General features: G+C 71.4%; 20 protein-coding genes and 1 riboswitch. Of the genes, 7 read left to right on the top strand and 13 right to left on the bottom strand.

Annotation, left to right across the window (positions count from 1 at the left end; translation table 11 throughout):
• The 4 genes from AVW11_RS31155 to AVW11_RS31140 form a co-directional block, all read right to left on the bottom strand.
• On the bottom strand, positions 1 to 1,051 hold a 1,051-nt coding region (locus tag AVW11_RS31155), incomplete at its 3' end, for a glycoside hydrolase family 3 protein (protein WP_076046697.1).
• 7 nt (positions 1,052 to 1,058) lie between these two features.
• Positions 1,059 to 1,955, bottom strand: a complete 897-nt coding sequence (locus AVW11_RS31150) for a carbohydrate ABC transporter permease (RefSeq protein WP_199838134.1) — start codon at positions 1,953 to 1,955, stop codon at positions 1,059 to 1,061.
• Positions 1,952 to 2,971 carry a carbohydrate ABC transporter permease gene (locus AVW11_RS31145; RefSeq protein ID WP_030849942.1) on the bottom strand — a complete coding sequence of 340 codons (1,020 nt, stop codon included), beginning with the start codon at positions 2,969 to 2,971 and terminating at the stop codon, positions 1,952 to 1,954. The genes AVW11_RS31150 and AVW11_RS31145 overlap by 4 nt, the downstream gene beginning before the upstream one ends.
• A 127-nt stretch (positions 2,972 to 3,098) precedes the next feature.
• Positions 3,099 to 4,379: an extracellular solute-binding protein gene (locus AVW11_RS31140; RefSeq protein WP_030849944.1), complete on the bottom strand. Its 1,281-nt coding sequence runs from the start codon at positions 4,377 to 4,379 to the stop codon at positions 3,099 to 3,101.
• Positions 4,380 to 4,668: 289 nt separating this feature from the next.
• On the opposite strand from AVW11_RS31140, the gene AVW11_RS31135 reads away from it, so the two are divergent.
• The 3 genes from AVW11_RS31135 to AVW11_RS31125 all read left to right on the top strand — a co-directional run bounded on the left by AVW11_RS31135 (position 4,669) and on the right by AVW11_RS31125 (position 7,977).
• On the top strand, positions 4,669 to 5,433 hold the full coding sequence (locus tag AVW11_RS31135; protein WP_030026774.1) for a GntR family transcriptional regulator: 765 nt from the start codon (positions 4,669 to 4,671) through the stop codon (positions 5,431 to 5,433).
• Between the two features lie 127 nt (positions 5,434 to 5,560).
• Positions 5,561 to 7,783: a carbon starvation CstA family protein gene (locus AVW11_RS31130; protein ID WP_079250869.1), complete on the top strand. Its 2,223-nt coding sequence runs from the start codon at positions 5,561 to 5,563 to the stop codon at positions 7,781 to 7,783.
• The gene (locus AVW11_RS31125) at positions 7,780 to 7,977 is read left to right on the top strand and encodes a CstA-like transporter-associated (seleno)protein (protein WP_060176741.1); all 198 of its coding nucleotides are present in this window, start codon (positions 7,780 to 7,782) and stop codon (positions 7,975 to 7,977) included. The genes AVW11_RS31130 and AVW11_RS31125 overlap by 4 nt, the downstream gene beginning before the upstream one ends.
• A gap of 53 nt (positions 7,978 to 8,030) precedes the next feature.
• Here AVW11_RS31125 and AVW11_RS31120 read toward each other — a convergent pair whose 3' ends face one another.
• Positions 8,031 to 8,615, bottom strand: a complete 585-nt coding sequence (locus tag AVW11_RS31120; protein ID WP_060176740.1) for a Uma2 family endonuclease — start codon at positions 8,613 to 8,615, stop codon at positions 8,031 to 8,033.
• Between the two features lie 78 nt (positions 8,616 to 8,693).
• On the opposite strand from AVW11_RS31120, the gene AVW11_RS31115 reads away from it, so the two are divergent.
• The 3 genes from AVW11_RS31115 (at position 8,694) to AVW11_RS31105 (ending at position 12,899) form a co-directional block, all read left to right on the top strand.
• On the top strand, positions 8,694 to 9,191 hold the full coding sequence (locus AVW11_RS31115; RefSeq protein ID WP_060176739.1) for a GNAT family N-acetyltransferase: 498 nt from the start codon (positions 8,694 to 8,696) through the stop codon (positions 9,189 to 9,191).
• A 51-nt stretch (positions 9,192 to 9,242) separates the two neighbouring features.
• Positions 9,243 to 9,364: riboswitch (cobalamin riboswitch) on the top strand.
• Between the two features lie 137 nt (positions 9,365 to 9,501).
• Entirely contained in the window at positions 9,502 to 11,883 is a 2,382-nt protein-coding gene (locus AVW11_RS31110) for a ribonucleoside-diphosphate reductase subunit alpha (protein ID WP_076046695.1), read from the top strand.
• Entirely contained in the window at positions 11,883 to 12,899 is a 1,017-nt protein-coding gene (locus tag AVW11_RS31105; RefSeq protein WP_030849958.1) for a ribonucleotide-diphosphate reductase subunit beta, read from the top strand. Before AVW11_RS31110 ends, AVW11_RS31105 begins: the two co-directional genes overlap by 1 nt.
• A 98-nt stretch (positions 12,900 to 12,997) precedes the next feature.
• Here the strand turns inward: AVW11_RS31105 and AVW11_RS31100 are convergent, their stop codons facing one another.
• Positions 12,998 to 13,222: a hypothetical protein gene (locus AVW11_RS31100; RefSeq protein WP_037833713.1), complete on the bottom strand. Its 225-nt coding sequence runs from the start codon at positions 13,220 to 13,222 to the stop codon at positions 12,998 to 13,000.
• Between the two features lie 81 nt (positions 13,223 to 13,303).
• On the opposite strand from AVW11_RS31100, the gene AVW11_RS31095 reads away from it, so the two are divergent.
• Positions 13,304 to 14,269 carry a helix-turn-helix domain-containing protein gene (locus AVW11_RS31095; protein ID WP_060176736.1) on the top strand — a complete coding sequence of 322 codons (966 nt, stop codon included), beginning with the start codon at positions 13,304 to 13,306 and terminating at the stop codon, positions 14,267 to 14,269.
• Here AVW11_RS31095 and AVW11_RS31090 read toward each other — a convergent pair.
• The 7 genes from AVW11_RS31090 to AVW11_RS31060 form a co-directional block, all read right to left on the bottom strand.
• Positions 14,235 to 15,917 (bottom strand): hypothetical protein, encoded by a 1,683-nt coding sequence (locus AVW11_RS31090; protein ID WP_076046691.1) that lies wholly within the window; start codon positions 15,915 to 15,917, stop codon positions 14,235 to 14,237. The genes AVW11_RS31095 and AVW11_RS31090 overlap by 35 nt on opposite strands.
• 34 nt (positions 15,918 to 15,951) lie before the next feature.
• The gene (gene def, locus AVW11_RS31085) at positions 15,952 to 16,596 is read right to left on the bottom strand and encodes a peptide deformylase (protein ID WP_030849967.1); all 645 of its coding nucleotides are present in this window, start codon (positions 16,594 to 16,596) and stop codon (positions 15,952 to 15,954) included.
• Between the two features lie 83 nt (positions 16,597 to 16,679).
• On the bottom strand, positions 16,680 to 17,672 hold the full coding sequence (locus tag AVW11_RS31080; protein WP_030849970.1) for a tetratricopeptide repeat protein: 993 nt from the start codon (positions 17,670 to 17,672) through the stop codon (positions 16,680 to 16,682).
• Positions 17,673 to 17,792: 120 nt separating this feature from the next.
• Entirely contained in the window at positions 17,793 to 19,052 is a 1,260-nt protein-coding gene (locus tag AVW11_RS31075) for an HD-GYP domain-containing protein (RefSeq protein ID WP_076046690.1), read from the bottom strand.
• The gene (locus tag AVW11_RS31070; RefSeq protein WP_076046688.1) at positions 19,049 to 20,611 is read right to left on the bottom strand and encodes an HD-GYP domain-containing protein; all 1,563 of its coding nucleotides are present in this window, start codon (positions 20,609 to 20,611) and stop codon (positions 19,049 to 19,051) included. Before AVW11_RS31070 ends, AVW11_RS31075 begins: the two co-directional genes overlap by 4 nt.
• A 198-nt stretch (positions 20,612 to 20,809) precedes the next feature.
• Entirely contained in the window at positions 20,810 to 21,115 is a 306-nt protein-coding gene (rsrA, locus tag AVW11_RS31065) for a mycothiol system anti-sigma-R factor (RefSeq protein ID WP_030849978.1), read from the bottom strand.
• On the bottom strand, positions 21,112 to 21,756 hold the full coding sequence (locus AVW11_RS31060; protein ID WP_030849980.1) for a sigma-70 family RNA polymerase sigma factor: 645 nt from the start codon (positions 21,754 to 21,756) through the stop codon (positions 21,112 to 21,114). Before AVW11_RS31060 ends, rsrA begins: the two co-directional genes overlap by 4 nt.
• Between the last annotated feature and the right edge of the window lie 316 nt (positions 21,757 to 22,072).

The raw sequence follows: 22,072 nt of genomic DNA, 5'->3' as shown, positions 1-22,072 counted from the left end.
GGCTCCCCTCCGGCCGCGCGGCGGGCCGGGCCCCCAGCGTCCACGCGGCGAGCGCGCGGACCCGGGCCGCGGCGTCGGCGAGCCGCTCCTGCGGGAGCGTGCCCTCGCGTACGGCCGCGACCAGCGCGTCGCGCAGCCGCAGGACGGTGTCCTCGTCGGCGAGTCCGCCGCCGACGCAGATGGCGTCGGCGCCCGCCGCGATGGCCAGGACGGAGCCGCGCTCGATCCCGTACGTCCCGGCGATGGCGTTCATCTCCATGCCGTCGGTGACGATGAGGCCCTCGTAGCCGAGCTCCTTGCGCAGCAGGCCGGTCAGGATCTGCGGGCTGAGCGTGGCGGGGCGGGTCGGGTCGAGGGCGGGCACCAGGATGTGCGCGCTCATCACCGCCTTGGTCCCGGCCCGGATGGCGGCCCTGAACGGTACGAGTTCCCGTGCGGCGAGGGTGTCGAGGTCCACGTCGATGCGCGGCAGGGCGTGGTGGGAGTCGACGTTGGTGTCGCCGTGCCCCGGGAAGTGCTTGGTGCAGGCGGCGACCCCGGCGGCCTGGAGGCCCTCGACGTAGGCGGCGGTGTGCCGGGCGGCGAGGTGGGGGTCGGCGCCGAAGGACCGTACGCCGATGACCGGGTTGTCCGGGTTGGAGTTGACGTCGGCGGACGGGGCCCAGTTGAGGTTGACCCCGCACTCGGCGAGGCGGCGGCCCAGCTCGTGGGCGACGTCGCGGGTCAGGCCGGTGTCGTCGACGGCGCCGAGGGCCAGGTTGCCGGGGAAGGACGAGCCGCCCCGGACCTCCAGGCGGGTGACGTCGCCGCCCTCCTCGTCGATGGCGACGAGGACGTCGTCGCGTTCGGCGCGCAGCTGCGCGGTCAGCGCGGCGAGCTGCTCGGGCGAGGCGATGTTGCGGCCGAACAGGCCCACCGAGGTGAGGCCTTCGCCGATCCTGCGGAGCAGCCAGGCGGGGGCGGTGGTGCCCTCGAAGCCGGGCTGGAGGACGGCGAGGGCGTCGCGGGTCACCTCGTCGGAGGCGGTGGCGCGGTGCGCAAGGACAGTCATGACGGCGTCATCCCTTCACGGCGCCGGCGGTCATGCCGCCGACGGCCTTGCGCTGGAGGAAGATGAAGATGAGCAGGACCGGGACCGCGAAGAGCGAGGAGGCGGCCATGGTGGCACCCCAGTCGTTGCCGAAGGCGGACATGAACTCGGTCAGCCACAGCGGCAGGGTCTGCGCGGTCTTGTCCTTGTTGAGGATCAGGACCATGGCGAACTCGTTCCAGGCGGTGATGAAGCCGAAGAGCGAGGTGGACATCAGACCGGGGGCCAGCAGCGGGAAGATCACCTTGCGGAAGGCCTGGCCGCGGGTGCAGCCGTCGATCTGTGCGGCCTCCTCCAGGGTCACCGGGACGGCGGCGATGAAGCCGCGCAGGGTCCAGATGGTGAAGGGGAGGATCATCACGAAGTAGATGGCCGTCAGCAGCGGCAGGCTGTTCAGCAGTTCGCCGTCGCGGGCGATCATGTACATCGCGATGACCATGACCTCCCAGGGGGCCATCTGGGCCATCATCACGGTGAGGACCAGGCCCTTGCGGCCCTTGAACCTCATGCGGGCGATGGCGAAGCTCGCGGCGAGGGCGACGAGCAGGGCCAGCGCCACGGCGCCGACGGTGACCAGGACGCTGTTGGTGACGTACGTCCAGAAGTTCTCGACCCCGGTGGCCTTGCCGAAGTTGTCCAGCGTCGGCGTGAAGACGAAGACGGGGTCCTTCGTGAGCATCTGGTCGGCGGGCTTGAGTGCCGAGGAGAACATCCAGTACACGGGGAAGACGAAGACCAGGGCCAGCAGGAGCGCGCCGAGGTTCTTGGCCACGGCTGCGGGGCGCACCGGGCGGCGGGTACGGAGCTGCTGTGCGGGCCTGTGGGGAGCCGCGGGCTTCGGGGCGGTGGTCGTGCTCGTGCTCACTGCTCCTCCTCCTGCTTCAGGATCAGGCGGAAGTAGAAGGACATGACGATCACGAGGATCACGATCGTCAGGACGGAGATCGCGGCGGCGAGGCCGTAGTGGGCCTGGCTCTGGCCCTCGACGTAGGCGAACACCGGGAGGATCTCCGAGCCGCGGTCCGGGCCGCCCTTGTTCATCGCGTAGACCTGGGTGAAGGCCTTGAAGACCCAGATCACCTCAAGGAAGGTGGTGATGAGGAAGAAGGGCTTCAGGTTCGGGAAGACGATCTTCCAGAAGGTCTGCCAGCCGTTGGCGCCGTCCATGCGGGCGGCCTCGTACAGCTCGGCGCCGACCGTGGTGAGGCCGGCGTACATGTTGAGGGCGACGAAGGGGATGGAGCCCCAGACCACCAGGATCGTCACGATCACCATGGTGGAGAGGCCGGTCTCCATCCAGTTGTGCTGGTCGTAGCCGGAGAAGCCGGCGGTGCGCATGACCCAGTTCATGACGCCGAACTGCTCGTCGAAAAGCCAGCGGAAGACCTGTACCGAGGCGACGATCGGCATGGCCCAGGCCATCACCAGCGCCATCGACAAGGCCAGGCGCATCTTCTTGCCGAGCTTGTTGAGCAGGATGCCGATCAGGCTGCCCAGCACCATGATCAGCGCGACGTTGGCCAGGGTGAAGGCGAAGCTGCGGACGACGACGGTCCAGAACGCCGAGTCGCCCAGGAGCTCGGTGTAGTTGTCGAGGCCGGCGAAGGGGTACTTCCGCTGGATGAACTCGACCTTGTTGATGTCCTGGAGGGACAGGATCACGTTCTTGATCAGCGGGTACAGCAGGAGCGTCGCGAGGGCGAGCACAGCGGGTGCGACCAGCAGATAGGGCAGCCACCCCGAGGGGAGCGACTTCCTGCCTCCGCGAGGCGGCGTATGGCTGGCGCCGGTTGCTGGGGCCGGCGCCTCGGGCCGTCCGGGGGACTTCGGTGGTGCGTCCTGTGGAGCGCTGGTCACCGCTCCCTGGGAGTGCACGGTCATGGCTTGGCTTCCTCGCGGTTGACTGTGGAGTCAAATGCGCGACCGGGGGCGCGGCGGGTGTCCGGGCACCTGCCGCACCCCCCGGTGCGTTCACACTGCTGGGTCGTGCGGGTACTGCGGGGCGGGACTACTTGTTGATGCGCTTGGCGATCTCGGCGTCCGCCTCGGCGCCGGCCTTGGCCGCGTCCTCACCCTTCAGGACCTTGGTCATGAACTCCTTGATGGGGTTCGGCTCGGTCTCGACGTTCGCCCAGCCCGCGGTGACCGGGGTGATCTTGCCGTTGACACCGGCCTTGCCCATGGCCTCGGCGAAGGAGCCCGCGGCGGGGGTGAAGTTGGCGGCGGCCTGGTTCGGGAGCAGCGCGCCCTTGGTCTCGGCCGCGTACTTGGTCATCTGGTCCTTGCCGGCGGCGAGGGCCAGCCACTCCTTGGCGAGCTCCTTGTTCTTGGAGCGCTCGGCCACGGCGAGGTTCGAGCCGCCGAGGAAGACGGTGCTGGTCTTGTCGGCCGTCTTGCCCGGGATCGGGAAGTAGCCGAAGTCGGCTTCCTTGCCCGCTTCCTTCAGGGCCTTCTCGGCGCCGCCGGCCTCCCAGCCGAGACCGATCCAGGAGGCGACTCCGCCCTTGGGGACGATGTCGGTGGACTGCTGCGGGTTGGCCTCGTCCTTGTCCTTGGGGGCGGTGGAGTAGGACTGGAGCTTCTTGTAGAACTCCATCGCGGCGCCGGCCTGCGGCGTGCCGAGGCCGCCCTTCCACTTGGAGCCGTCCTTGACGGCGAGGTCGCCGCCCTCGTCCCAGATGAGACCGGCGAGGACGTACCAGCTCTGGCCGGGGAGGTAGATGGGCTGGGTGGCCGGGTCGGCCGCCTTCAGCTTCTCCAGGCCCGCGATCCACTCGTCGCGGGTGGTGGGCGGGGTGACACCGGCCTTGGCGAAGGCCTTCTTGTCGTAGACGACGACGCGGTTGGCGGCGTACCACGGGGCGGAGTAGAGCTTGCCGTCGACCTCGGCCGAGGCGAGCATGCTCTTCTGCCAGGCGTCGGCGCCGAGCGCGGCCTTGTCCTTCGTCAGGTCGGCGAGACCGCCGGTGACCGCGTAGCCGGCGGTCTGGGTGTTGCCGAGCTCAAGGACGTCCGGAGGGTTGTTCTCGGAGAGGGCCGTGGTGACCTTCTCCTGGATGCCGGTCCACTTCTGCTCCTCGACCTTGACCGTCACACCGGGGTGCTTGGCCGAGAACTCCTTGTTGACCTCGTCGATCCAGGCCTTCGGCGCGGAACCGTCCATCACCCAGACGGTGATCTCCTTGGGACCCGCGTCGGCCTTGGCCTTGTCGTCGTCCCCATTGCCACACGCCGCGAGTCCGACCATCATGCCCGCGACACCGACCGCCGCGATGAGCTTGCGCTTCACGCCACCCTCCTCAGGGATGCCTGCCTGCACTTCCCTTGCCCGCCGCGGTGACATACGCGAAGTACTGCCGTGGGGCTGGGATCTGATCCATATTGGTGTAGACCAGTAGCTGGAGCTTGGCCTAGACCTTTAGGGGTGTCAAGGGTCTAATGAGCGGGTGCCCGGTCCGTTATCGGACCGACACCTGGGGAGAGAGAAGGCCTGTACCCCCACTCGTGTCACCATGTGACCGCACATATCGGAGGAGCCGGTGACGGCAGCGAAACTGGAGTCGGGAAGGCGGGCGGCGATGGCCACCGAAGGGGCACTCACGGAGCCGGACGGCGGGGCAGCCACTCGCACGGCGCGTGTACCCAAGTACTACCGACTCAAGCGGCACTTGCTCGACATGACCGAGACGCTGCCGCCCGGCACCCCGGTACCGCCGGAGCGCACGCTCGCGGCCGAGTTCGACACCTCGCGGACCACGGTCCGCCAGGCCCTCCAGGAACTGGTCGTGGAGGGCCGGCTGGAGCGGATCCAGGGCAAGGGCACCTTCGTCGCCAAGCCCAAGGTCTCCCAGGCCCTGCAACTGACCTCCTACACCGAGGACATGCGGGCCCAGGGCCTGGAGCCGACCTCGCAGCTCCTCGACATCGGCTACGTGACCGCCGACGACACCCTCGCCGGACTGCTCAAGATCAACACCGGTGGGCGGGTGCTGCGCATCGAGCGGCTGCGCCTGGCCAGCGGGGAGCCGATGGCCATCGAGACCACCCACCTGTCGGCCAAGCGCTTCCCCGCGCTGCGCCGGTCGCTCGCCAAGTACACCTCCCTCTACACCGCCCTCGCCGAGGTGTACGACGTCCACCTGGCGGAGGCCGAGGAGACGATCGAGACCTCCCTGGCCACCCCGCGCGAGGCCGGCCTGCTCGGCACCGACGTCGGGCTGCCGATGCTGATGCTCTCCCGGCACTCCCTGGACGCCGACGGCGAACCGGTGGAGTGGGTGCGGTCGGTGTACCGCGGCGACCGCTACAAGTTCGTCGCCAGGCTCAAGCGCCCCGCCGTCTGACAGCCCCGACCCCGCCCCGCCTACCGGAATTCCGCGGCCGGAATGCGGACGGGGGCTTACGTTCACCAGGCAATCCCCCGTAGATTCCGCCTGCTTACGCAGATGATCGACGAGGGGACGAGAGATCATGCCTGAACCGGAAGCAACAGGAACACAACGGGACACGGCGGGTCCGGGAACCTCATCGGGCTCGCCCTCCCCCAAGTCCGTCGCCGTATGGGTGCTCGTCGGCCTCGTCGGCGCCCTCGGGTGGGGCGTGCTGGCGCTCTCGCGCGGCGAGGAGATCTCCGCGGCCTGGCTGCTCGCCGCGGCCCTGGGCTCGTACGCCATCGGCTACCGCTTCTACGCGCGCTTCATCGCGCACCGCGTACTGAAGGTCGACGCGACGCGGGCCACCCCCGCCGAACGCCTCGACAACGGTGTCGACTTCCATCCCACCGACCGCCGGGTGCTCTTCGGCCACCACTTCGCCGCCGTCGCCGGCGCCGGCCCGCTCGTCGGTCCCGTCCTGGCCGCACAGATGGGCTACCTGCCCGGGACCATCTGGATCGTCGCCGGCGTGATCTTCGCCGGCGCCGTCCAGGACATGGTGACGCTGTTCTTCTCCACCCGCCGCGACGGCCGTTCGCTCGGCCAGATGGCGCGGGACGAGATCGGCCCCGTGGGCGGAGCCGCCGCCCTGGTCGCCGTGTTCGCCATCATGATCATCCTGCTGGCGGTGCTGGCCCTGGTCATCGTCAACGCCCTGGCGCACTCGCCCTGGGGCGTCTTCTCCATCGGCATGACCATCCCGATCGCCGTCTTCATGGGCTTCTACCTGCGCGTCCTGCGACCGGGCCGGGTCACCGAGGTCTCCCTCATCGGTGTCGCCCTGCTGCTGCTCGCCATCGTCGCGGGCGGCTGGGTCGCCGAGTCCTCCCTCGCCGGGACCTTCACCCTGGAGAAGGAGACGCTGGTCATCTGGATGGTGGTGTACGGCTTCCTGGCGTCGGTCCTGCCGGTGTGGATGCTGCTCGCGCCCCGCGACTACCTCTCCACCTTCATGAAGATCGGCACCATCGCACTGCTCGCCATCGGCGTGGTCGTCGCGATGCCGACGCTGAAGATGCCCGCGGTCACCGACTTCGCGGCCCGCGGCGACGGCCCGGTCTTCGCCGGGTCGATGTTCCCGTTCGTCTTCATCACCATCGCGTGCGGTGCGCTGTCGGGCTTCCACGCCCTGGTCTCCTCGGGCACCACCCCGAAGATGATCCAGAAGGAGACCCAGGTCCGCATGATCGGCTACGGCGCCATGCTGACCGAGTCGTTCGTCGCCGTCATGGCGATCATCGCGGCCTGCATCATCGAGCCCGGCCTCTTCTTCGCGGTCAACTCCCCTCCCGGCATCATCGGCACCACCGTCGAGTCCGCCTCGCAGGCGGTGACGAACTTCGGCTTCGCCATCTCGCCCGAGGCGCTCACCCAGGCCGCCAGGGACGTCGAGGAAGCCAGCCTGCTGTCCCGTACCGGTGGCGCGCCGACCTTCGCACTCGGAATGTCGGAGATCTTCTCCTCCGTCGTCGGCGGCGCCGGGATGAAGGCCTTCTGGTACCACTTCGCGATCATGTTCGAGGCGCTCTTCATCCTGACGACGCTCGACGCGGGCACCCGCGTGGGCCGGTTCATGCTCCAGGACACCCTCGGCAACGTCCACAAGTCCTTCCGGGACGTCAGCTGGAAGCCCGGCGTGTGGTTCGCGAGCGCGATCGTGGTCGGCGCGTGGGGCTACTTCCTGTGGGTCGGCATCAAGGACCCGCTGGGCGGCATCAACCAGCTCTTCCCGCTCTTCGGCATCGCCAACCAGTTGCTCGCCGCGGTCGCCCTGGCGGTCTGCACCACGCTGCTGGTGAAGTCCGGGCGGCTGAAGTGGGCCTGGGTGACGGGCGTCCCACTGGTCTGGGACGCCACGGTCACGCTCACCGCCAGCTACCAGAAGGTCTTCTCCGAGGACGTCAAGGTCGGCTTCTTCGCCCAGCGCGACAAGTACCAGGCGGGCATCGACGCCGACAAGGTGCTGGCCCCGGCCAAGAGCATGGACGACATGCACACCATCGTCACCAACGCCACGGTCGACGGCGTGCTGTGCGCCCTCTTCGCGGTCCTGATCATCGTGGTCCTCGCGGACGCCCTGCGGACCTGCGTCAAGGCCGTCCGCGACCCGGGTTCGGCGAAGCTCTCCGAGGTCCCGTGGACCGAGTCGAAGATCGTCGCCCCGGCCGGCCTGATCGCCACCGCCGAGGAGCGTGCCCAGCTCGCCGCCGCGGCCGGCCGCGACTCGGGCGGCGGGCAGGTCAAGGAGCCGGTGGGGTGAGCACCGTACGCGCCGTGCTGGCCAGGGCCCGGTTCTACGTGCGGGAGTTCTCGGGGGAGGCCGCCTACGACCGGTACGTGGCCCACGCCCGCTCCCACGACCCGGACGCGGAGGTCCTCACCCGCCGCGCCTTCGAACGCGCCCGCACGGACGCCCGCGAGGCGGACCCCCGCGAGGGCTTCCGCTGCTGCTGACACACGCCGGAGGGGCCCCGCCGCAGGGTGCGGCGGGGCCCCTTCGGCGCTGCTCAGCGCACCCAGTCCTTGAGGACCTCGGTCTGAAGGGTGACGTTGACCGGATCGGGGAGCTCAACGTCGTTCCCGAACTCCACCGTACGGGTGTTCGCATACCTGCGGCCGTCCGGTTCACTGAACACGGTCACGTCGCACGCCTCCCGGTCGATGAGCAGGTACACAGGGATGCCCGTCCGGGCGTAGGCGAGGGGCTTCTCGACGCGGTCACGCCGGTCCGTGTCGGTGTCGTACGAGGTCACCTCTACGACCATCAGGACCGGAGCGGGGTCGGCCCACTCGCCCTGGCCGACAAACGCGTCATCGACCGCGAGAGCGGCATCGGGACGGGCGCGACCCGAGCGGTAGTCCCCCACAGCCAACCCCCGCTCCACGTGAAGCCACAGCTCGGGCCGGTGCTGCATGCAAATGCGTGCGAGCCACAGAACGATGCGGTCGTGATCTCCGTCCGGCACTGCCTTGCTCCTGATGACCCCGTCAATGAACTCCAGCCGCAGACCTTCGACCTCTCTGGCGGCTATACGCGCGACAGCCTCGAAGTCCTCGGTCAGCATGTGGGGCCTGTCGGTCATCACGGTCATGCCTCGCTCACCTTCCTCGACGGTGCTGCCTCCGACGATAGCGCCGCCCGCCGGGAGGCGTCCTGCACACTCGACCGCATGGACATGGTGATCAGAACGGCGGTGCCCGCCGACCACGAGACGCTGGGCGAGATCACGGCGCAGGCCTACCTCGCCGACGGGCACCTGGACTTCAACGAGGACGACGCCTACCTGACCGTGCTGCGTGACGTCGCCGGCCGGGCCGCCCTGGCCGAGGTGCTCGTCGCCGAGCGCGACGGGCGGGTGCTCGGCGGCGTGACGTTCGCCGCGCCCGGCAGCCCGCTCGCCGACATCGCCGGCCCCGACGAGGCCGAGTTCCGGATGCTCGCGGTGGCCCACGCGGCCCGCGGCCAGGGCGCCGGCGAGGCCCTGGTGCGGGCGTGCATCGAACGGGCGCGGGCGATCGAGGGCGTCACGGGCGTCGTCCTGTCCACCCAGCGCAGCATGGCGGGGGCCCACCGGATCTACGCGCGCCTGGGCTTCGTGCGTACTCCGGAGCGGGACTGGGCGCCCATCGAGGGCCTGAAACTCCTCACGTACCGACTCAAGCTGTAGCCGTGCCGACACTACATGTGGGGGTTGCCGCACAAGGGCGCCCCCACATGTATGCTCATGCCTGCTGTCGCCGCAGGGGAATCCGGTGGGAATCCGGAACTGTCCCGCAACGGTATGAAGTGTCCGGCATCCGGACGCCAAGTCCGATGACCTGCCGACAGCGCGCCCGGATCGACCGACCCGGGTGCCGACACGTCCGGGCCTCGCGGTTGGGCCGGTGGACGCCATGCGGTGTGCCCTCCTGCCACGCCCGCATGCGCCCGCGCCCGCCCGCCGATGAATCCGGGCCGAGCGAGGGAGAGCTCCCGCCGTGACCATCGCGCCTTCCGCACCGCGCGCCGAGTCCGTTTCTGGCGACAACACCGAGGGCCCGGGGGCCACGCTGCTGCGTACCCTCACCGAACTGACGGCGGACCTCCCCGACACCGACCCCGGCCGCGTCGCCGCCGCCGCACTCCGCGGCCGCAGCTCCGCCGCCGACGAGGCCGAACTGCGGGGGCTGGCCACCGAGTCCGCCGCCGGGCTCATCTCCGAGGACCCCGCGTACTCGAAGCTCGCCGCCCGCCTGCTGACGCTGGCCGTGCGCGACGAGGCGGCGAGCCAGGGCTCCACCTCGTTCTCCGCCTCCGTCGAGGTCGGCCACCGCGAGGGCCTGATCGCCGACCGCACCGCCGAGTTCGTGCGCGCGCACGCGAGCCGCCTGGACGCCCTGGTCGAGCACACCCTCGCCGAGGGCGCCGACGACCGCTTCGGCTTCTTCGGCCTGCGCACCCTGCACAGCCGCTACCTGCTGCGCCACCCGATCACCCGTCAGGTCATCGAGACCCCGCAGTACTTCATGCTGCGCGTGGCCTGCGGCCTCGCCGCGGACGAGAGCGTGCAGGCCGTCGAGGAAGTCGCCTCGCTGTACCGGCTGATGAGCCGCCTGGACTACCTGCCCTCCTCCCCCACGCTCTTCAACTCCGGCACCCGGCACCCGCAGATGTCCTCCTGCTACCTGCTGGACTCCCCGCTGGACGAGCTCGACTCGATCTACGACCGCTACCACCAGGTCGCGCGCCTGTCGAAGCACGCGGGCGGCATCGGCCTGTCGTACTCCCGCATCCGCGCCCGCGGTTCGCTGATCCGCGGCACCAACGGCCACTCCAACGGCATCGTGCCGTTCCTGAAGACGCTCGACGCCTCCGTCGCCGCCGTGAACCAGGGCGGCCGCCGCAAGGGCGCCGCCGCGGTCTACCTGGAGACCTGGCACGCGGACATCGAGGAGTTCCTGGAGCTGCGCGACAACACCGGTGAGGACCAGCGCCGCACCCACAACCTGAACCTCGCCCACTGGGTGCCGGACGAGTTCATGCGCCGCGTGAACGCCGACGCCGAGTGGTCGCTGTTCTCCCCGGCCGACGTGCCCGAGCTGGTCGACCTGTGGGGCGACGCGTTCGACGCCGCCTACCGCAAGGCCGAGGCCGACGGCCTGGCCCGCAAGACGATGCCCGCCCGCGACCTGTACGGCCGGATGATGCGCACCCTCGCGCAGACCGGCCAGGGCTGGATGACCTTCAAGGACGCCTCCAACCGCACGGCGAACCAGACCGCCGAGCCGGGCACCGTCGTGCACTCCTCGAACCTGTGCACCGAGATCATCGAGGTCACCGACGACGGCGAGACGGCCGTCTGCAACCTCGGATCGGTCAACCTCGGCGCCTTCGTCGTGAACGGCGAGATCGACTGGGAGCGCCTGGACGAGACCGTCCGCACCGCGGTGACCTTCCTCGACCGCGTGGTGGACATCAACTTCTACCCGACCGAGCAGGCCGGCCGCTCCAACGCCCGCTGGCGTCCGGTGGGCCTGGGCGCGATGGGCCTCCAGGACGTCTTCTTCAAGCTGAAGCTGCCCTTCGACTCCCCCGAGGCGAGGGCCCTGTCCACCAAGCTCTCCGAGCGCATCATGCTGGCCGCGTACGAGGCCTCCTGCGACCTCGCCGAGCGCAGCGGGCCGCTTCCGGCCTGGGAGCAGACCCGCACCGCGCGCGGCGTCCTGCACCCGGACCACTACGACGTCGAGCTGAACTGGCCGGAGCGCTGGGACGCGCTGCGCGCCCGCGTCGCCGAGACCGGCATGCGCAACTCCCTGCTGCTGGCGATCGCGCCGACGGCCACGATCGCCTCGATCGCCGGCGTGTACGAGTGCATCGAGCCGCAGGTCTCCAACCTGTTCAAGCGCGAGACCCTGTCGGGCGAGTTCCTCCAGGTGAACGGCTACCTGGTGGAGGAGCTCAAGCAGCTCGGCGTGTGGGACGCCCAGACCCGCGAGGCGCTGCGCGACTCCTCGGGCTCGGTCCAGGGCTTCGGCTGGATCCCGGCCGAGGTGCGCGAGCTGTACCGCACGGCGTGGGAGATCCCGCAGCGCGGTCTGATCGACATGGCGGCGGCCCGTACGCCGTTCCTGGACCAGTCGCAGTCGCTGAACCTGTTCCTGGAGACGCCCACCATCGGCAAGCTCAGCTCGATGTACGCGTACGCCTGGAAGCAGGGCCTGAAGACCACGTACTACCTGCGTTCGCGCCCGGCGACGAAGATCGCCCGCGCCGCGCAGGCCGCCACCGCCGCTCCGGTGGCGCTCCCGCAGGCCGTCGACGCCGATGCGCTGGCCTGCTCCCTTGAGAACCCCGAGTCCTGCGAGGCGTGCCAGTAATGAGCTCCGACGACAACAAGAACCTCCTGGACCCGGGCTTCGAGCTCACGCTCCGCCCGATGCGCTACCCGGACTTCTACGAGCGCTACCGGGACGCGATCAAGAACACGTGGACGGTGGAGGAGGTCGACCTCCACTCGGACGTCGCGGACCTCGCCAAGCTGACGCCCGCCGAGCAGCACATGATCGGCCGTCTGGTCGCGTTCTTCGCGACCGGCGACTCGATCGTCTCGAACAACCTGGTGCTGACGCTCTACAAGCACATCAACTCCCCGGAGGCGCGCCTGTACCTGTCGCGCCAGCTGTTCGAGGAGGCCGTGCACGTCCAGTTCTATCTGACGCTGCTCGACACCTACCTGCCCGACCCGGACGACCGCGCTGCCGCGTTCGACGCGGTGGAGGAGATCCCCTCCATCCGCGAGAAGGCGCAGTTCTGCTTCAAGTGGATGGACTCGGTCGAGAAGATCGAGCGGCTCGAGACGCAGGCCGACCGGCGGCGCTTCCTGCTGAACCTGATCTGCTTCGCGGCGTGCATCGAGGGCCTGTTCTTCTACGGCGCCTTCGCATACGTGTACTGGTTCCGCTCGCGCGGTCTGCTGCACGGCCTGGCCACCGGCACCAACTGGGTGTTCCGTGACGAGACCATGCACATGAACTTCGCGTTCGAGGTCGTGGACACGGTCCGCAAGGAGGAGCCCGAGCTCTTCGACGACGCGCTCCAGCAGCAGGTCACCGACATGCTGAAGGAGGCCGTGGAGGCGGAGCTGCAGTTCGGCCGCGACCTGTGCGGCGACGGCCTGCCGGGTATGAACACCGAGTCGATGCGCGAGTACCTGGAGTGCGTCGCGGACCAGCGCCTGGTCCGTCTCGGCTTCGCGCCGGTGTACGGCTCGCAGAACCCGTTCTCCTTCATGGAGCTGCAGGGCGTCCAGGAGCTGACGAACTTCTTCGAGCGCCGCCCGTCGGCCTACCAGGTCGCCGTCGAGGGCACCGTCGACCTGGACGAGGACTTCTAGTCCGCAGATGCGCCAAGAGCCGGGACGCGAGGTGGTCGCGTCCCGGCTCTTCGCGTTCCGGGGCGGGGAAGGACGCCTGCGGGAGGGCGTCGGCGGGCTCAGTGGGCGAGGCGCCCGCGGCGCCAGGCCGCGGAGCGCGGTCCGCGCCGGCGCGGGGTGGGCGGCATGCCGCCCGCCTTCTGCCGCGGCAGCCACACCAGCCGGGTCCGGGCGGCCCGCAGCTGCCGGTCGGTCCGCCGCTCGCGCAGCATCCCGTACAGGCTGGGGGCGAGCAGCAGGGTGGCGGCGGCGAGGACGGCGAGGTAGCTCAGGAACGTGTTCATGTCTCCACTGTCCCTCCGTCCGCGAAACCCGGCCAGTGGCAGGACTGTCATGAAAGACCGAATTACTGCCACACTGGATCCATGCTGAACAACGTGGCCGTGGCCCTCCTCGACGAAGTGGCCCCCTTCGAGTTCGGGATCTTCTGCGAGGTCTTCGGGATCGACCGCAGCGACCACGGGCTGCCGGTCTACGACTACGCCGTGTGCGCGGCGGAGGACGGCCCGCTGACCATGTCCGGAACGGGTTTCGCGTTCGCCCCCGCCCACGGACTGGAGCGGTTGGAGAGCGCCGACCTGATCTGCGTGCCCGCTTTCCGCAACGCCTCCGGGCGCAGCTATCCGGAGCCGCTCCTGGCCGCGCTGCGCCGCGGTGTGGAGCGCGGCGCGCGGGTGCTCAGCGTGTGCAGCGGGGCGTATGTACTGGGTGCGGCCGGGCTGCTGGACGGCCGGCGCTGCACCACGCACTGGATGCACGCCCCGGCCCTGGCGCGGCGCTTCCCGCGGGCGCTGGTCGACCCGGACGTCCTCTACGTCGACGAGGGCCCGGTGATCACCTCGGCCGGCACCGCCTCGGGCATCGACGCCTGCCTGCACGTGGTCCGCCAGGAGCACGGCGCCGAGGTGGCCAACGCCATCGCGCGGCGGATGGTCGTACCGCCCCACCGGGACGGCGGGCAGGCCCAGTACATCCAGCGGCCGCTGCCGCGCACGCCCTGCGACACGGTGGGCGAGGTGATCGAGTGGATGGGCCGCCACCTGGCGCAGGAGATCACCGTCGAGCAGCTCGCGGAGCGCGCGCACATGTCCCCGCGGACCTTCGCCCGCCGCTTCCTCCAGGAGACCGGCACCACCCCGTACAAGTGGGTGCTGCGCCAGCGGGTCCTGCTGGCCCAGGAGTTGCTGGAGTCCACCGACGACACGGTCGACGCGATCGCCGGGAGCTCCGGCTTCGGCAACGCGGCGGCCCTGCGCCACCACTTCCTGCGGACCCTGGGCACCACGCCGAACGCCTTCAGGCGTGCCTTCCGGGGACCGCAGGCAGCCTGAAGCCGGTCGTGCCGGTCGGGCGGTCCCACCCGTACTCCACGATGCGTCCGTCGGCCGTCCCGACCAGCAACTGCCCCTGGGGCGCCACGGCGAGGGACAGCGCGCAGGTCGGGACCCCGTCGACGGCGAGGGCGATGCGCCGCAGCACCGTGCCCGTATCGGCGTCCAGGACCGTCAGGGCCCCGGAGACGTCTGCGGCGTAGACGTTGCTCCCGTCCGAGTCCAGGGCCGTCGCGCGGTGGTCGCCGCGGTGCTCCCACAGCACCGCGCCGTCCAGGGAGCGCCGTACGACGTAGCAGCTGCCCGGCCGGCGCGCGTGCGGCTCGTGGACGCACCCGGCGTACACCAGGGATTGCGCGATCTCCACCGCCGGACCGCCGAAGTGGTCCTGCGCCGGCGGCCGGGCGTGCGGGAAGAGCGGCCGCGGCGTGCCGTCCTCGTCGACCGCGGCGACCCACAGGTCCCGGGGCGACCACTGCTCATGATCACCCACCAGCACGTAGGGCCGGCTGGGACGGCGCACCGGGAAGGGGTGGTTGAACAGGGCGAAGCCGTCGGCCGCGGCCCCCTGCGGCACGTCGGCGCCGGATGCTGCGGCGGCGCCGTCCAGTTCGGACACCGACAGCCGTTCGCGTCCCGCGCTCGGCGGCCCCGCCGGCCTCAGGACCATCCGCCGGCCGCCGCCCGGCACCAGGACCGCGTACCCGTCGGGTCGTACGGTCTCCAGCACCCGGCCGGTGTCGACCTCGATGCGGGCGATCCGGGCCCCGCCCTGCTTCCAGCCGGGGGGAGCGTGGCGCCGGAGCCGCTCGGCGTTGGCCCACACGGACGCCCCGTCGCCGGACACCAGCAGCTGGCGGCCGCCCTCCTCGTCCCCGACCGACCACTGCCGTTCGCCCGAGGGCAGCCACGACTCGGCGAGGACCCCGTCCAGCGCGGCCAGCACCCGGCCGTCCGGCAGTGCCTCGACCGCCCACACCCGGCGCCGCGGGGACCACTCCCGGCCGGCCTCGCCGGCCAGCTCCGTCAGCAGCCGGCGGGCCTGCGGGCCGCGGTCCGGGCGGTCGTAGGGGGCCACGGGCACGTCCAGTTCCTCGCCGAGGACGTCCCCCGGCCCGACCGCGCCCCAGTCGTCGCGGTGCACGACGGCCGTGTGCCCCTGCTCGTGCGCCACCGGGCCCTCCCAGTCCTCGGACGGGCTCAGTACCAGGCGCAGTTCGGCCGGGCCGCGCCACGCGAGGTCGAGGACCTCCCGCTCGTACTCCAGGGCGGACACGGCCTCCCCGGTGTCCAGGTGGACGAGCAGCAGCTCACCTTCGAAGAAGTAGCCGCCGTCGTAGCATCCGGTGCCCACGGCCAGCAGGGGCAGGGCCGGGTGGAAGGCGAGCGCCCGCACCGGCCTGCCACACCGCAGCACGTACCGGCACCGCAGGCCGTCCCGCTCGTACACGCCGATGCGGTGGCCGGACCACCCGGTGCCCCGGGGTCCGCCGGTCCACTGGGCCGAGCCCAGGTCGCCGCCGACCGCGAGGAGCCCCGAGCGGTCGTCGGCGACGGCCACGGCGGGGTCCCCGATCTCGGCGAACGGCCCGCCGCCCAGCACGCGCCGCACGGTCGGCTCGGGGAACAGGGCGGCCTCACGGGTCATGCGGTTTCCCCCCGGGGCGGCCCTGGTACTGCACTCAGGCGTTGGGGACGGTCTCGTAGCGCGGGGTGCCCTCGGCCATCTGGCGCAGGGCGTCCTTGCGGTCCCGCTTGGAGAGCCGGTCGATGTACAGGTAGCCGTACAGGTGGTCGGTCTCGTGCTGCAGGCAGCGGGCGAAGTAACCGGTGCCGCGGACCTTGATCGGGTTGCCCTGGGCGTCCTGGCCCTCGACCTCGGCGTAGTCCGGGCGGGCCAGTGCGGCGTACGCCGTCGGGACGGACAGGCAGCCCTCGTTGGAGTCGTCCAGGACCCGCGAGGCGGCCGGGAGCTCGACGAGCTTCGGGTTGACCACGACACCGGTGTGGCGCACGCCCTCGTCGTCCGGGCAGTCGTAGACGAAGACCTTGGCGTCGACGCCGATCTGGTTCGCGGCCAGGCCCACGCCCTCGGCCGCCTTCTGGCTGGCGAACATGTCGTCGATCAGCTGGGCCAGCTCGTCGCCGAACTCGGTGACGTCCTTGCACTCGCGGTGCAGGACCGGGTTGCCGACGACCGTGATCGGGCGGGCCGTGCCGCGCTCCCGGTGGGCCAGCTCGCGCGCCTCACAGTCCTCGGTGTCCACGACGTACCCGTCGTTCACGACCTCGCCACCATCGACAACCTGGTTCTCCTGCTGCGCCATGTCCGCCGTACGCCTTCCGTAAGTCCCGGTCACCGGTGGTCGCCGATGGCCACCGATGTGCCCGTACAGCCTACGGCCCCGTTTCAGCAGACTTCTTCGAGATCCCGCCACTCACGGCTGTCCGGGCTGTCGGCGACCCAGCCGTCGAGGAGGCCGCGCACGAGCCCGGCCGGGGCCGCGATGCCGCATTCGCGCTCGGGCACCCACAGGGAGCCCGAGCCGGCCGTACGGTGCCCCAGCGGCCCGGGGTGCCCCGGCTCGCTGTGGTCGTGCGGGTCGAGGTGCTCGCCGTCGCCCTCGTCGCTCGGCATCTCGCTCTCCGAGCAGGTCCGGCACAGCAGCCGCACCGACGAGGACCAGTCCTCGGCGGCGAAGCCCGCGTCCGAGGCCAGCTGCTCCAGCGCGTCGCGGTCCGCCTCGGTGGCCGCCTCCAGCAGCACCACCCAGGTCGGCACCGGCGAGGGCGCCCACAGCTCGATCTCGTCGAACACCGGGTACGAGGGGCCTGCCGCGGTCACCCGCTCGCCGTGCGGGACACCGTCGTGGAGCACGACCTCGCCCCAGCGCCGCCCCGAGGAGGGCAGCGGGATCGACAGGACCTCCAGGCGGGCCGGATCCAGCCTGCGGCCCCACACCACCTCGGCCTCGCCCTCCGGCGAGAGCCGCACGGCGGCGCTGCCGAGTTCCATGCCGACCGGTTCGCCGCTGCCGCCGCCGTGGGGGTCGCCGGGCACCTTCAGGCCGTACGCCTGCCAGGCCCGCCGGGCCAGCGGCCAGTCCTGGAGGGCGGTGGCGGCGATGCCGACGTTCCACCAGTCCGGTGCGCCGGTCTCACGGTCCAGCAGGGCCACGGCGCGCAGCCCGGCGGCCCGCGCCTGCTCCCAGTCGTGCCGGAACTTGTGGAGCAGGGCCAGGTTGAACCAGGACTCGGAGAGCCAGGGCTCCAGGTCCGCGGCTCTGGTCAGAAGCGCGCCGGCGTCCTCGTACCGCCCGTCGCCGATCAGCGTGAACGCGCGGTCGGTGGCCTGCCGCCACGAGGCGGAGGGCCGATGCCGTACCTTCCCGAAGATCCTCACGATTCCCGCCTGCCTGGGGGCACCCTCCCAGCGGTGGCTGGGGGACTACGGTGCAGCCTTGCCGACACTCTTACTGGCATCCAACCATGCCCACTCGGACGGCCGCTCATTACCCATGGGTTACCCCGGTGGGACGGGCACCACTCTGCCACGTCCGCCCCTGGCCAGAACCCTCGCCAGGCACTCCACGACCTCGGGCTGGTAATCGCGCCCTGTGCCCAGACGGAGCCGTTCCAGGGCGGCCAGTGAGCCGCCCGGGTGACGGTGGGCGCCGACGAGGTCGTCATAGGCGTTGACCGCCCGCACGATCCGGGCGAGCGGGGGCTGCTCCCGGTACGGGTCCGCCTGCCGCTCCACCACCACGGCGACCTCGGCGGGCACCCCGCTCTGCCGGGCGACCTCCCCGCCCAGACCGGCGATCCGGCGGGCTTCGGCGGCGGGCAGCTCGGCGGTGGCCCCGTCCGGCACCGGGTCGACCAGGGAGAGCTGGCCGATGTCGTGCATCAGGGCGGCGTACTCCAGCACCGTGAGCTCCCGCTCCGACAGGCCCAGCTCCCGGCCGACGGCGCAGCACAGGGCCGCCACCCTGCGGGAGTGGCCGGGCGGGGTGTATCCGGCGATCTCGGTGGCCCGGGCCAGGGAGGAGATCGTCTGGCGGTAGGTGGTGCGGATCGCGGTGATCCGGTGGAAGGACAGCTGCGTCAGCAGCAGCGGCACGCTGAAGACGGGGATCGCCCACAGCCCCGCGACGGCCGCGCCGAGCGCGATGACGACGCCGGTGGCGCAGATCGCCGGGCCGATGCCGAGCTGGGCGCGGAGCCCGTCGCGCAGCAGGGGCCCGTACGGCCGGCCCGTGCGGGCCCCGCCGAGGGCCGTGGCGAGTACGGCGTCGCACAGGGCGACGAGAACCAGCAGGAGCAGCAGGAAGACGACGAGGTAGGGGCCATGGCCGACCCGCTCCTGAAGCCGGCCGGAGGTGTGGAGCGGCTGGAAGCAGGCGGCGGCGAAGGCGACCGTGAGCACCCGGCGGGCCAGGTGGTCGGCGTCGGACCCGCGGCCGCGGGCCACGTGCGGGACGATCCCGGCGAGGGCGGCCGCGGCGACGACGGCGACGGTCTCCAGCACCCCGTGCTGGGTGGGCCGGCCGGCGCTCTGGCCGAGCAGGGCATAGGCGAGGGCGCCGGCCGAGCCCAGTGGCGCGCCCTGGTGGTCGAGGGCTCCCGGCCGGTCCCTGCGGGCGAGCTCGCCGACGGCGACGAGGGTGCCGAAGGCGAGGGCGACCCCTGGCTCGGCCAGGCCGTTCCACAGGGTGTGGGCGAGGGCGGCGGCGGCGAGCGCCCCGGCCGCGCCGCGCACGGCCCAGGCGGCGGCCCCCCTCACCGGCCGCCCCGGGCGGGCGGGAGCGGTCCCTCGGCGCCGCTCAGCCCCGCACCGGCCCGGCGGCCCGCCGGCACGCCCTGACCGGAACCGGAACCGGAAGCAGAACCGGAACCAGGGGCGGAAGCGGAAGCAGGTCCGGGAGCCGGCCCGGAGCCGGGGCCGCGCCGCCCGGCCGGCTCCGCCGCCGACGGGTCCGCCGTGGGAGCCCCGGCGGGCCCGTCGGCGGCGGAACTGATCACCTGGAGGTCGTCGTCCGAGGTGACCACGGGATGCCAGCCGTGCCGGCCGATCGCCCGCGTCAGGGCCCGCACCATCACCGGATCGAACTGGGCCCCCGCGCACCGCTCCAGCTCGGCGAGGGCGGTGGGCACCGGCCGGGCCCGGCTGTACGAGCGGGTCGAGGTCATGGCGTCGAAGGCGTCGGCCACCGCCACCACCCGGGCCAGCACCGGGATCTGCTCGCCGGTCAGCCCGTACGGATAACCGGTGCCGTCGACCCGTTCGTGGTGGTGCAGGATCGCGGACCGGGCCTCTCCCAGGAAGCCGATGCCGCGGACCATCTCGTGCCCGTACTCCGGGTGCAGCTCGATGGTCCGTCGCTCCTGCGGGGTCAGGGGCCCGTCCTTGCGCAGCAGCCGGGTCGGGACGCCGATCTTGCCGACGTCGTGCAGGATGCCGGCGATGCGCACGACTTCCAGGCGGTCCTCGGCCATCCCCAGCTCGCGGGCGATCATCGTGGAGGCCTGGCCGACCCGTTCGCTGTGGCCGCGCGTGTACCGGTCCTTGATGTCGACGGCCTGGACCAGGGCCCGGATGGTGGCCTGGTGGGCGGCCCGCTCCCGGTGGTACTGGGCGAAGACCCAGCAGGAGACGTACATCGGCAGCAGGACGAGCAGCGCCGCCGGGACCCCGTACGGGCTGCGCCACATGACGGCCATCATCAGTCCCGCGAGACCGTGGACGCAGTGCGGAGCGAGGGATCCGGTGGCCAGCCCCTGCCAGGCGGTCGCGGCAGGCCTGCGCTCCGCGGCGGCCAGGATGCCCCCGTCGAGGGCGGCGGCCACCAGGCAGAAGGCGGCCGCCGCTGCCGTCGCGGGGAGCATCGCGTAGGGGAAGTCGGCCGGCCAGTCGGGGTGCCCGGATCCGGCGGCGGGCCCCGCGCCGAGCGCGGCCGGGCCGCCCAGCAGCCGGAACACCTGTCCCGCCGCCCACGCACCGACGGCCTGCTGCGCCCCGTGCCACGCCCGGCGCACCGCGGCGGGCCGCCGGGCCACGGTGGCGGCGAAGCCTCCGGGCAGCGCCACGAGCGCGGCGGCGGCCGGCGGCAGCAGGAAGACGGCGGCGAGGACCACGGGGAGGAAGGAGCCGATGCCCTCGGGCACCCGCCCGCCCGGGAGCGGGCAGAGCTTCACGAGTTCGCAGCCGAGGTAGAGCACGGCGAGCAGGGTCACGGCCGGCCAGGGCGTGGCGGGGTCCGTCAGGGCCGGGGCGGTGCAGGCGAGCGCCGCCAGGACGGTGCAGAGGACGAATGCGCGCGCGACCGGCGGAAGATCCCGCATGGCGCTCTCCTCCCCTGGGCCGGGCAAGCCGGGTGCCGAATCGGACCGGTACCGATTGGGGAGAATAGGTGGGGCTCCGAGCGGGGCGGGCCACATTTTCGTATTGCGCCATGCGGACGCCCCCGGATTAGCACATTCGGGTGAATGAACTGATCTTCCGGGGGCGGTTGTTCAGCAGTTCGAGCGCAGCCGGGGCGGTCAGCCGGGTGCGGGATTGTCGGCGGTGACGTCGTGGTCGGGCACCGCCTGTCCCGACCGGATCAGCTCGATCCGGCCCATCACCTTCGCGCGCAGGTCGGACGGCACGTCGTCCGATCCGCAGCAGCGCTTGACCAGCTTCTTCACGGCCTGTTCGAGGCCGTACTTCTCCAGACAGGGGTTGCACTCGCCGAAGTGGGTCTCGAACTTCGTGCAGTCGCTGTCGGGCATCTCATGGTCGAGGAACTCGTACAGGTGGTCCAGGACCTCAGAGCACTCTGTCTCGTGCGGCTCTCCGCAACTCATGAGCCCGTGCCTTTCCGGTCGTTCGCCTCTCCCGCGCCCGCGGGGACCAGCCCGCGCTCGCGGGCGTAGTCCTCCAGCATTCCGCGGAGCTGGCGGCGGCCACGGTGCAGTCGCGACATGACCGTTCCGATGGGTGTACCCATGATGTCCGCGATCTCCTTGTACGCAAAGCCCTCTACGTCTGCAAGATAGACCGCGATGCGGAACTCTTCCGGAATGGCCTGCAGGGCTTCCTTCACGTCGGAGTCGGGCAGGTGGTCGAGCGCCTGCGACTCGGCCGAGCGCAGTCCGGTCGACATGTGCGACTCGGCGCGTGCCAGCTGCCAGTCCTCGATCTCCTCCGCGGCGCTGCGCTGGGGCTCGCGCTGCTTCTTGCGGTAGGAGTTGATGAACGTGTTGGTCAGGATGCGGTACAGCCACGCCTTGAGGTTGGTGCCTTCGCGGAACTGGTGGAAGGACGCGTATGCCTTCGCGTACGTCTCCTGGACCAGGTCCTCGGCGTCGGCCGGGTTGCGCGTCATGCGCAGAGCGGCCGAGTACATCTGGTCGAGGTAGCCGAGGGCGTCCCGTTCGAAGCGCGCATTGCGCTCCGGGGTCGTCTCCTGCGCGTGGCCTTCGTCGGTCCCAGCGACAGGACCCACCTCCTCCGACTGCGTGGCGGCTCCGAAAGCGGATCCGCTCGAATCGGAGAATAGTCGACCCTCCCGGGCCCCCGCCGCCCGAAGCGGGCCGCGCTTGGGGGCGGGCAGGACCGTCCAGTCCAGGTCAGCGGCCTGCGGACGGTTCTGGCTGATGACCTGGGTCATGCGCTCCCTCTCCTCCGACGTTCCGTACGTACCGACATCCGGGACAACGTCAGGAGCGGGGCGGCGCATTCCCCGGTGCGCCACGGGATTTCGGCTTCCGCCGGACCGGACCGGCGGGTGTGGCCCGCGTCACCCGGGGAGCCGCGCGAGC

This window comes from Streptomyces amritsarensis (assembly GCF_001953875.1).
GTDB classification, from domain to species: Bacteria; Actinomycetota; Actinomycetes; order Streptomycetales; family Streptomycetaceae; genus Streptomyces; species Streptomyces amritsarensis.
Note: the sequence above shows the minus strand (reverse complement) of the source record. Positions and strands in the feature narration are given on the sequence as shown.

Excerpts from the sequence above, each read along its gene's own strand:
- AVW11_RS31090 (WP_076046691.1), bottom strand. The coding sequence starts at position 15,917 with ATGACCCGTGAGGCCGCCCTGTTCCCCGAGCCGACCGTGCGGCGCGTG.
- AVW11_RS31095 (WP_060176736.1), top strand. The coding sequence starts at position 13,304 with ATGCTGAACAACGTGGCCGTGGCCCTCCTCGACGAAGTGGCCCCCTTC.
- AVW11_RS31070 (WP_076046688.1), bottom strand. The coding sequence starts at position 20,611 with ATGCGGGATCTTCCGCCGGTCGCGCGCGCATTCGTCCTCTGCACCGTC.
- AVW11_RS31145 (WP_030849942.1), bottom strand. The coding sequence starts at position 2,971 with ATGACCGTGCACTCCCAGGGAGCGGTGACCAGCGCTCCACAGGACGCA.
- AVW11_RS31130 (WP_079250869.1), top strand. The coding sequence starts at position 5,561 with ATGCCTGAACCGGAAGCAACAGGAACACAACGGGACACGGCGGGTCCG.
- AVW11_RS31105 (WP_030849958.1), top strand. The coding sequence starts at position 11,883 with ATGAGCTCCGACGACAACAAGAACCTCCTGGACCCGGGCTTCGAGCTC.
- AVW11_RS31120 (WP_060176740.1), bottom strand. The coding sequence starts at position 8,615 with ATGACCGTGATGACCGACAGGCCCCACATGCTGACCGAGGACTTCGAG.
- def (WP_030849967.1), bottom strand. The coding sequence starts at position 16,596 with ATGGCGCAGCAGGAGAACCAGGTTGTCGATGGTGGCGAGGTCGTGAAC.
- AVW11_RS31100 (WP_037833713.1), bottom strand. The coding sequence starts at position 13,222 with ATGAACACGTTCCTGAGCTACCTCGCCGTCCTCGCCGCCGCCACCCTG.
- AVW11_RS31115 (WP_060176739.1), top strand. The coding sequence starts at position 8,694 with ATGGACATGGTGATCAGAACGGCGGTGCCCGCCGACCACGAGACGCTG.
- rsrA (WP_030849978.1), bottom strand. The coding sequence starts at position 21,115 with ATGAGTTGCGGAGAGCCGCACGAGACAGAGTGCTCTGAGGTCCTGGAC.
- AVW11_RS31135 (WP_030026774.1), top strand. The coding sequence starts at position 4,669 with ATGGCCACCGAAGGGGCACTCACGGAGCCGGACGGCGGGGCAGCCACT.